Source organism: Psychrobacter sp. W2-37-MNA-CIBAN-0211 (genome assembly GCF_040309405.1).
GTDB lineage: Bacteria > Pseudomonadota > Gammaproteobacteria > Pseudomonadales > Moraxellaceae > Psychrobacter > Psychrobacter glaciei.
The window spans coordinates 1-9,506 of record NZ_JBEOOU010000022.1 but is presented as its reverse complement, the minus strand read 5'-3'; the positions used below and the strand labels follow the sequence as shown (position 1 = coordinate 9,506).

General features: G+C 37.8%; 9 protein-coding genes and 1 pseudogene. 5 read left to right on the top strand and 5 right to left on the bottom strand.

Features of this window, described 5'->3' with window-relative positions; all coding sequences use genetic code 11:
• A pseudogene (locus AAEY72_RS13900) lies at positions 1 to 464 on the top strand (hypothetical protein); the annotation flags it as partial.
• A gap of 242 nt (positions 465 to 706) precedes the next feature.
• Here the strand turns inward: AAEY72_RS13900 and AAEY72_RS13895 are convergent.
• From AAEY72_RS13895 to AAEY72_RS13885, 3 genes are all read right to left on the bottom strand, one after another.
• Positions 707 to 1,339 (bottom strand): recombinase family protein, encoded by a 633-nt coding sequence (locus AAEY72_RS13895; RefSeq protein ID WP_352311051.1) that lies wholly within the window; start codon positions 1,337 to 1,339, stop codon positions 707 to 709.
• A gap of 147 nt (positions 1,340 to 1,486) precedes the next feature.
• Entirely contained in the window at positions 1,487 to 1,816 is a 330-nt protein-coding gene (locus tag AAEY72_RS13890) for a hypothetical protein (RefSeq protein WP_352311050.1), read from the bottom strand.
• A 901-nt stretch (positions 1,817 to 2,717) separates the two neighbouring features.
• The gene (locus tag AAEY72_RS13885; RefSeq protein ID WP_352311048.1) at positions 2,718 to 3,794 is read right to left on the bottom strand and encodes a Fic family protein; all 1,077 of its coding nucleotides are present in this window, start codon (positions 3,792 to 3,794) and stop codon (positions 2,718 to 2,720) included.
• 279 nt (positions 3,795 to 4,073) lie between these two features.
• Here AAEY72_RS13885 and AAEY72_RS13880 point away from each other — a divergent pair, with 279 nt between their 5' ends.
• Positions 4,074 to 4,568, top strand: a complete 495-nt coding sequence (locus AAEY72_RS13880; RefSeq protein WP_352311046.1) for a plasmid replication DNA-binding protein — start codon at positions 4,074 to 4,076, stop codon at positions 4,566 to 4,568.
• 24 nt (positions 4,569 to 4,592) lie between these two features.
• On the opposite strand, the gene AAEY72_RS13875 is transcribed toward AAEY72_RS13880, so the two are convergent.
• Complete coding sequence (locus AAEY72_RS13875; protein WP_352311044.1) at positions 4,593 to 5,522, bottom strand: RepB family plasmid replication initiator protein; 930 nt, start codon at positions 5,520 to 5,522, stop codon at positions 4,593 to 4,595.
• Between the two features lie 332 nt (positions 5,523 to 5,854).
• The gene (locus tag AAEY72_RS13870; protein WP_352311042.1) at positions 5,855 to 7,936 is read right to left on the bottom strand and encodes a MobA/MobL family protein; all 2,082 of its coding nucleotides are present in this window, start codon (positions 7,934 to 7,936) and stop codon (positions 5,855 to 5,857) included.
• A 281-nt stretch (positions 7,937 to 8,217) separates the two neighbouring features.
• Here AAEY72_RS13870 and AAEY72_RS13865 point away from each other — a divergent pair, with 281 nt between their 5' ends.
• The 3 genes from AAEY72_RS13865 to AAEY72_RS13855 all read left to right on the top strand — a co-directional run.
• Complete coding sequence (locus AAEY72_RS13865; protein ID WP_352311040.1) at positions 8,218 to 8,484, top strand: mobilization protein MobS; 267 nt, start codon at positions 8,218 to 8,220, stop codon at positions 8,482 to 8,484.
• Between the two features lie 126 nt (positions 8,485 to 8,610).
• Positions 8,611 to 9,018, top strand: coding sequence for a hypothetical protein (locus AAEY72_RS13860; protein ID WP_352311038.1), 408 nt, complete (start codon positions 8,611 to 8,613; stop codon positions 9,016 to 9,018).
• Positions 9,015 to 9,506 (top strand): hypothetical protein (locus AAEY72_RS13855; RefSeq protein ID WP_352311036.1); only part of this gene is annotated, 492 nt, incomplete at its 3' end. The genes AAEY72_RS13860 and AAEY72_RS13855, both read left to right, overlap by 4 nt.

The following is a 9,506-nucleotide window of genomic DNA, read 5'->3' as shown; positions in this document are numbered from 1 at the left end:
GAGGTCAAATTACACATGAGTTTAGCGATTTGAACTTAAAAAGAGGAAAGATTGAACAAGAAAAAACATCTTTTGAACCTACAGAAAATATTCTAGGTAGAGAGTTTGAGATGACTAGTAGAGTCTATTCAGGGGCTTATTCACAAGACAGAGGCTATAATTCTGTCTATCGGCTTTATGAAAACCCAAGCAGTGGAGCTAAAATTGAGTTTACAGAAATGTATTTAGACCCTAAAAATAACACTGTCATGGAAGTAGTTGAAGAAACATTAAATCACTCAGTGAACAACGTGCCAATGACCTTTGAGACTATAAAGACACAGGAGTCAGGGACGGTTTACAACGCTCAGTTTAACGTAGGAGAAAAGTATTATTCCTTCTCAACTCAGGGTATAAGTTCTAATAAATTTGAAAATATTTTATCAGATTTAATAGAAAAAGAGAAAGCTATCACCCCTAATTAGAGTCTATCTAAATATATTTATAGACTCTAATAATAATATAGTCAGGTCAACATAAAGGAGATACAGCGGGACTGGGAGATCATCTCAGATTCTGTGTAACTGCGATTTAGATTAAACACTCTCTTATTGGACGTTTCTTAAACGATGGAGGTCTTATTCAAGTATATCCCAGCGGAACCATCTAAAAAGGCTCATTAATCAATTAATAGACTACTCATAGTAGACTACTATATTGGAACCACTTAATGAGCAATGATCAGTTTAGGTCTTTCCTTGGCCACATCAGCAATCAGATGCCGTGAGCACTTGGCCATTTTTTGAATATCAGAATAGCTATGACCTGATTTAAGCAGACTAGCGATGATCTTGCGTTTTTCGGTATCTTTCCTACGTCCTGAATACTTACCTTCTGCCTTAGCACGAGCAATACCTTGCATCTGACGGTTACGGCGATCCTCATAATCTTTTCGAGCAATGGCTGCGAGCATATCGAGCATCATCGAGTTAATGGCCTGCAATACACTGCTCATAAATTCAGTGCTGCTTTCAGGTTGAAGCGCCATATATGAGGTAGGCAGCTCTTTTGATACGATAGATAGCTTTTTTTCTGATAGCATTCTTTTGAGAGTATCCCAATCAGCTTGGTTCAAACGCGCTAAGCGATCAATCTGCTCAACTAAGATAACATCGCCCTTATGAGCATCTTCAATCAGCTGCATAAGCTTGGGTCGCACCAAGGTAGCTCCTGATTCGTTTTCGACATAGAAGGCGGCAATTTTGTGGCCATGATCGTTGGCAAATGCTATGAGTTCGCTTTTGGCACGCTTAGCGTCTTGCTCTTTGGTAGACGCTCGTAGATACGCTCTAATAAACATAAACACCTAAAATAGTCTGTTATAAGTGGTTCCATTATACCAGTCTGTTTTAAGTGGTCTGTTAATAGGTTTGAAGGGTGAAATAGCTGGTTCCCTTGGGGTATACCATAATCCTACATATTTAATTCGTAGGTATATTATTAACACTTAATCAGCGGGAATAATAATCTTTTCAGCCCCGAGAAGCTGTTCTAACTCAAGATATAGTTCTTCAGCTCTATAGAATTTTTTTATCAAATCAAGACTAATATGATGTCCTGAAGACAAATGAATTTTAATGAGAAAACCAGTATCTTTAAATTGTATCTGAGGGGCTTCAGGTTGGCTTGATGATTTAAGGTAAGCAGTAGTAGCACTTCCAGTAGGCTCATCTACTGGTGTTTCAGCTACTGAGCTTTCTTGTGTCTTGGTCATCTCTATTCTTACGATATGGTCTAAGTTAATAATCTGATCGTTTAAGCTGATAAACTTCGCCATAGTAATCCTGCTTTAAATGGGTTTTTGAATAGGTATTATGAGTTAGTTATTATATAAAGTTCTTGTATCCTAAAATTACTACTATCACCATTATGAGTGCAGATCCAATTATCATGCCCTATTGTTACCTATGAGTTTTAAGAAAAATGAACCTCTCTTCTTAAAACAACTGTATGCAAGCAAAGTGCAAGTTTTGATTAGTAGCGATGCATCTCTAAAAAAATTAGTTACTAGCCGATAGAATTAAGGTTAAGCCTGACATTAACATTTTCATGTGATGTCACCTGACCAATATTGATGTTCTATTTTACCTAGCTAACCTAGTTAGTAAATTCTAAAAATTTATATTTTCTTAACCGCCCGTTACGAAAACAAGCCCTGTTCAGGCTTTAATTTTAAAGTGGTTTCGTCAAAAACCATTAGATAAGATAGTAGACGACATCAAGTTAAGTTTAATTATGACGGTAGCTGTCAGTCCAGCAATTAAGATACATACTGCTACTGTACGTAGTATATTCTTTTTATTTTCCACAGATTACCCCTCACGTTGTCCGTTAGTTGTAAACAATTTTTTGTCTTTCACTAAAACCATTGTGTCATCTTATGGTTAAACTATCCAATCACCTCGAAACGCCCCTCTCAAGTACACTATCGAGTACATTTAGCAAAGTCAGTTATCTAAAATATGGCTATAAGCATTGCTTTCATTTCGTTTTACTATTTGACCATGGTACCCACTACAGGAACCACCCTTATACCCATAATGGGTCTTATGGTAAATGATATGGGAAGGATATGAAGAAGCGTAAGATTATCGCCAGGCTTCTGTAATCAAGCTATACCTATTCGGACATTCAAGAATAATGCTGCTCACTAAAGCGAGCGCATGATCCTTATCATACTACGCTCGATTCATGAGTAGTTGCAGTAGTTCGATATTGATGTAGTAGGAGCTACGCCCGACTTTCTCTTTTTGTAGTAGCCCAATATCAGTCAGCTCATCTAAATACTTAGTAGCAGTGATGCGTGACACATCTAGGTCATCCATCACAAACTCTATCTTGGTGTAGGGATGGTTAAATAAATTATTTAACAGCTCTTGGCGATAGATTTTGGGCTTCTCGTCGCGCATTTTGAGCTTATATGCCTGTATCAATGCCTTAATATCTTTAATTAATGTGATGGTGGATTTAGACGTCTCTTCCACACTATCAAGCATAAATAACAGCCAACCTTCCCAGTCTCCAGTATCTCGAACGTGCTGTAGGTAGTGATAATAATCAGCCTTATGTCGAATCAGGTAATGACTGAGGTATAAAACGGGCAAATCTAGTAAGCCTTGCGCCACCAGATAGAGAATGTTTAAAATCCTCCCTGTACGTCCATTACCATCATAGAACGGATGGATACTCTCAAACTGATGATGAATGACCGCCATTTTTACTAGTGGATCAAGATCGCATATCGCATCATCATTTATAAAAGTGGTCAGGTTATCCATTAATACTTTGATGTCGTCGCCGTGTTGGGGCGGCGTATAGACAATATCACCTTGGCTATTTTTGAGTGTCGTACCGGGCAGCTTACGAAACCCTGCAACGTTTTTCTCTAACTCTTCTTGAATCACTAAAATTTCACTTAAGCGAATAATGCCGCTTTTTCGTACCGTATCGAAACTTGATTTTAGCGCCTGCGTATAGTTCTGCACCTCTTTAGTCGCAAGGCTTTGGTTGACTATATCAAGCTCAGCTTTAAACAACTCATCATTGGTAGTGACAATATTCTCTATCTCAGAGCTGTGCTTCGCCTCTTGTAGAGCCAGGGTATTGATTAAGATCGCTTCATTGGGAATAGACGAGACCACTCCTTTGAGTTCAGCTAAGTATCGATTGGCTGACGACAGTTTTTTCAGGACAGCTCTGGTTTCTAGCGTCTCCATATTAGGAAGTGGTAAAGGGATAATCTGATACTCGTCCATGGACACCTCTTTGGATATGTATAAAAAAGCTAATTTTCTATATATGTTATATATATACGCATAGAAAAACAGCTTTTCTATATATGTTTTTCTGATATATATAAGTTTTTTGGTATCCTCAGCATCGCTCAATGATATCTTTATTATTTTTTGAGCCTAATGACTTACAGGGAATTATGATTTGCCTCATAGCTAGGTTAGTGCGATAGTTGTTCACTGAACGTTCTGAACAGTCGTATTGTACAGACACTAAAAACGTACTTGAACAGTAGGTGAACAATGATTATATCGGTGACGAAAGCGGCAAAAGAATGGGGTGTATCAAGAACGACGATCTATCAGAAAGTCAATGATGGTGAGCTTTCTAGAACCGCAGACAAGAAAATTGATACTTCGGAGATGCTTCGAGTATTTGGCGAACCTGTTTCCAAAAAACGTACTGAACAATCACTGAACACTTCTGATAATACGCACCTGAACAGTCAGACTGTACAGTCTTGTACAGCGCTTGAACACCAATTAGAGCTAGAGAAGTTAAAGAATGAGCACCTACGGCAGCAGGTCAGCGATCAAAAGCAGTTGATAGAGAATTACCAACAACAGATTGATCAGCTAAACAAGACGCTGGAGAAAGCCAACGCCAGCATTCACGATTTTGCGCAAGTGAGACTGCTAGAGTTCAAGCAATTTGAACCCGACGATGAGCCACAGCTGGAACAAAAACCAACGATAACAACTGCTACTCCTCCTAAGAAGAAACGGTGGTTCTTCTAGCTACCATTGATATTACACAACATATTAGTATTTAATCTTTGGTAAATAGCTCTCTAAGACTTTATTTGGCTTGTTAAAGCTTTCAGGCTCTCGCTGTATGATGTTCATCATTTCGCGTTTGAACACCTCATTATTCATTTTGCCGTCGTAACTTAGACTTGGGTGGTTGTTATAGTCATTCATAAACTGCACGTTATCAACAATAGACTGTATCGTAGCCTGTGACAAGGTGCCATCTTCACTGGTTAGCTTGTCTAATATTTTCTTATGAAACTTAAGAGTTAACTCTTTAAATGCCTTACCTTTACCCCGTTTATGATACTCAACGCTCACTTTATAATTTGTGCTTTCATTAACCTCTTGTATAGCTGTTTCGATTACTCTTTCTCTGAGCTGACCAAACTGTTTATACTTACCTGCAACTCCCATAATATAGCGAAAATCATCTAAATCCATCGTCTTGCTGTATTGATACTGGCCTATCCAGCAAATAATGAGCTCATAAAGGCGTATTGAGTGAATACTTGAAAGTTCTGATATTTCCATCAGCTTGTATTTTGTGAAATTAGCCTTTAGTTGTGTTAGATAAGGCAAAATATCTTCAGAAAAGGTTAGTGTTATCTGGTCTCCATTAGGATCATAAAGAACACCACTAACGAAACGTGTATGAAGCTTTTTATCATTATCCAACGCTATCATTACATCTCTATCAAAAAGTCGTTTACTAGCTTGCTCTAAGTCTCTAAATGCATTTTTTTTGGTACTGTCGTTATAGAATATCTTTGCTACTTCCTCTACTGTTACAGTGAACTTAGTCTGCTTAGTTATAGTTCCTGCATCTGGTCTACTATCAATACGGCCAATACAAGAAAGCAATAACTGTTTCTCTTTAGTCGTCATTGTATAAGTAGCTAATACAAGCTCATTAGCTTGTACAACTAAATTACTTTCCATTTTTTGAATCCCTATTATATTCACTGTATTTTAGTAAAACTAAAACTTATGTTATCATAAAATAGCATATAAAATAACATGAATTTATTATTGTGTTTTTTCTACTCATTTTGTGTTTTTTCTACTCATTTTGTGTTTTTTCTACTCATTTTGTGTTTTTTCTACTCATTTTGTGTTTTTTCTTCTTCTAAACTATTGATTTTAAAGAAGAAAAAACGCTCTTAAACAGGAGTAAACAGGAGTAAACAGGAGTAAATAAACCCCTTTAAAGAAACGGGTAGTAAAAAAATCACTAAAACAAAAATTTTTGCTTAGAAGAATATTAGAAAGACTCATCTAAAACCGAAAGAAGGAGTGTTATTAGGCTGATTAACAACTACCTTAGTATCTAACACCTTGAGACCGTCATTAATGTTGCTTAAATCAGCCGTAGTCAACTTTGAGGTATATTTAGTAGTAAATCCATCTAAACCACTTTGCAACGCTTTAAGATGCCTCTGGGCTCTCTCTGTACTATCTAATGTTCTTAATCCTTGATATGCAAGTTTATATTGTGTCGAAGTTCGTCTTAGGGTCTCACTAATATGCTCCTGCGCTAACACTTTGCATTCATCAGCTGTGGTTTCATTGTTTATGTACTGCTCGATATTGTCTAAATAGCTAACTGCTGTTAGTGTTTCTGCTGTCATTCGGCTAACGTCGCTACGTCCCAACGAGCCTTGCAACTCATTATTTTTGGCTGTTCTGTTAGCATCTAATCTAGTGATGAATGCGTCAAAATCGGCTGTCACTTCGTTATAATTCTTACGTTCTTTTTGTCTGTTAATCAGTATATCCATCGCATTCAAATTATCTTGCATAACGTCAAGCGTGAACAAGTCAGCAACGCGCCGTTGTTCCTCTCTAAAGTCATCAAAATCGTTATTTAAGCCCAACTCGGCAGCGAAGCGATCAAGGATTTTAACTTGTCGATAGTCAAATTTGTCGGGGTAATCAGCAGGATTATCGCGGAAGCCTGGGCGCAAGCTAAACTTTTCATGATGTCGAGTCATTAAACGATGAGCAAAAGCGTTCAACGTCGCTCTAAGATCATTACTGTCTTTCTCATCTGCGTAACTTTCTCTGTGAGCTTGTCTATCGTGCTCTCTAAGCTCTCTATTAATTCGTCTTTCTCTGTTAAGAAAGGCTCGTCTGTAGTTGTCATCGAAAGGGGTTGGGGCTGGTCTTGCGCTTTGCTCAACTGCTCTGTTAATTTCAATATCTGACTTTCCGATAGCTTCAGTGACTGCTTTAATTGACTGTTTTGTGTCGTCAATTCTTTGTGTGAGCTTATCATTTGCTGATGCTGTGCTTGAACTTCTTGTTGTGTTGCCGCTAACGGCTTTACTGTATTGATCAATGTGCTTTGGTAGGCTTTCGCATCGCTTACTTGACCACTCAATATCTTGTTCTGTTCGCTCAATTTGTCGTTCCGTGTCTCTAAGTCTTTGATCCGCTCGATCAATATATCGTTTTGTTGTTTCAAGTCGTTCATGAAGATCTCGCTTCTCAAAAATGATTCTATTAGATGCTTGCAATACTAAGTGGTTACGCTCTGCGATCATGGCGTTAATTTCACCCCTGATCGTAACTGGGACGATGCCGTTAAATACCTCGTCTTTTTCCTTTGCTGCCGCTTTAGCTTCTGCGTATGCGTCACGCTCTAGCTTAGTCGCAACGCTACCCATCTTGAGTTGTGGTTCAATATCTTTGCCTTGATCTACATAGCTACGACTGTCGATTAAGTTAAGATTGCGCTCGGCTAGTTTATCGTTAGCTGTCTGTTCCCAGATTTTTCGAACCTCTTTGATTTCCTCGCTGACGCGATCTAGTCCAAGCGATCTGCGCTTCTTATCTGATAGCTCAATAGTGGCCTTATCTTTCAATACGATCTCAAAATTATCGTCAAGTTCTGCGGTGCGCGTGGTAAATAGGATATGAGCATGGAAGTTACGAGGGTCTGCGCCTCGATCAATCTCTTTTTGTGTCGGCTGATGAATAGCGCAATCGGCAATCGTACCGTAACGATCCGCTAGCGTCTGGGCGAAGCTATGCGCTAGCTCCTTGCGGTCTTGCTCGTTCAACTCGTGCGGTAGATTGACAAGCCATTCTCTAGCGACTCGGGCATCTTTGCGTTTCTCTGCAAGCTCCGCTTTATTCCAAAGCTCGCCCCGATCAACAGTAGCCTTGGCGTCTGCCAATTCTGACGGCAAAATAATATCAGCACTCATCACGCCATGCTTTTTTGAATAGTCGTGCGTCTTACCGTATCGCTTATCCTCGAGCTCAACACCTGCACGATAGCTCGCACTAGCAACGGCACTCTGTCCGCTACCTCTCGATATTGATTTAGTCGATGCAATAAAAATAGCCATTCTTGATTGCTCTTGTTTCTGTTTTTGCTACTAACGTCTTTTCGTTAGTTGTGGGGTTTTAGGGGTTTCCCCTAACGTGTTTTGACTTTATAAATTTTAGACCGTAGGGAATAAATATTTGTGAAGTCGAAAACTCACACTTAGTCAGTGGGACTCAACCATCTCACTTAGTCAGTGGGACTCAACCATCTGCTAAATAACTATATCATAAACTGTTGTTAGGTATTGGCGGAGTTGCTATAGTTAAAGGTATGAAAAACTTAATAATCTAAGGAAGGAATATGAGCTTACTTGGTGGTAATGATTTAAAAGAACAGCAGAAAATTAATGATCTTGAGCTTAAAATAAATAGAGAGAAGCAGAAGTTAGATAAGAAGCTGACACGCCAAAAGATACTACTGGGTGCTTTTCTTGTAGATGCTTTAAAGAATGATTCAATAGATGGTTTAAAAAAATATACAGCTGATAATTTGGATGATTTTTTGACTAGACAGGGGGATAAGGAGTTGATGAAAGAACTTATAAATGAACTGAGGAATCTAGGATAGGCAAAGCAGTATGTAAATATTTTGTTACTGCAATTACAAATAGTTGATATAATTATTATCCAAATTACAACACTATTGTTTAGTATTAATTAACCTAATCCATTTTATAATAGGGAGTATTTCTTTATGAAAAAAATTCTATATGGCTGTATAGTTGCCTCTACTTTTTTAACTTTAAATGCTCATTCAGCCACTGTACCAGCAGAGGCTTTTAGTCGTGCTAACTGCAAAGTATATATACCTACGTTAGGTTATGGATGGTATAACGAATCAATTTCATATGACGCACTCACAGGTCAACACAGAATGGGGGTTGCGACTGATCAAAAAGCTACAAATAGAAATGCATCACGAAATACAGATTCTGGCAATCTCCTTGGTCGTAGAGCTAGAGCAGGTTATGTTGATAATTCTTCCGATTCTACCTTTTGGAATGTGAATGGATATCATAGAGAAACACTGGATAATGGTAGAAAGCTATATTTTAATACAGCAGCTAGAGACTGTAATTTACACTTTGGACAGTTCTTGTGAATAAGACGATATTAAAGTGGGTGATTATACTACTAGTATCTTTTGTTCTTGGTTGGATATTTTTAAATATCGTAAGCGTTAAAGAAACTAAAGTAATTAATACAAAAGACACAGGGGATGTTTTAAATAATCCTAATGTTGGTAAGATTTTAGACTCTACAGCAGCTTTAACGAATCAAGATCATGAAAAAAAAGAAATATTTTATAAAAAACTAGATGATTATTCGAACAATAATGAGGCTATAAATAAAACTGATTCAGAAGAGGGTTACGTTGATTTAACAGAATCAAGAAAGGGGAGTAACAATGGTGTTCGCGTTGTTTCAGTAAATGATTCTGATTTTAATGATAAAGAAAGACGAAATATTCTAGAGACAGTAAACAATCTAAAAATGTTTGGTAGTATGAGTGGAGGTCAAATTACACATGAGTTTAGCGATTTGAACTTAAAAAGAGGAAAGATTGAACAAGAAAAAACATCTTTTGAA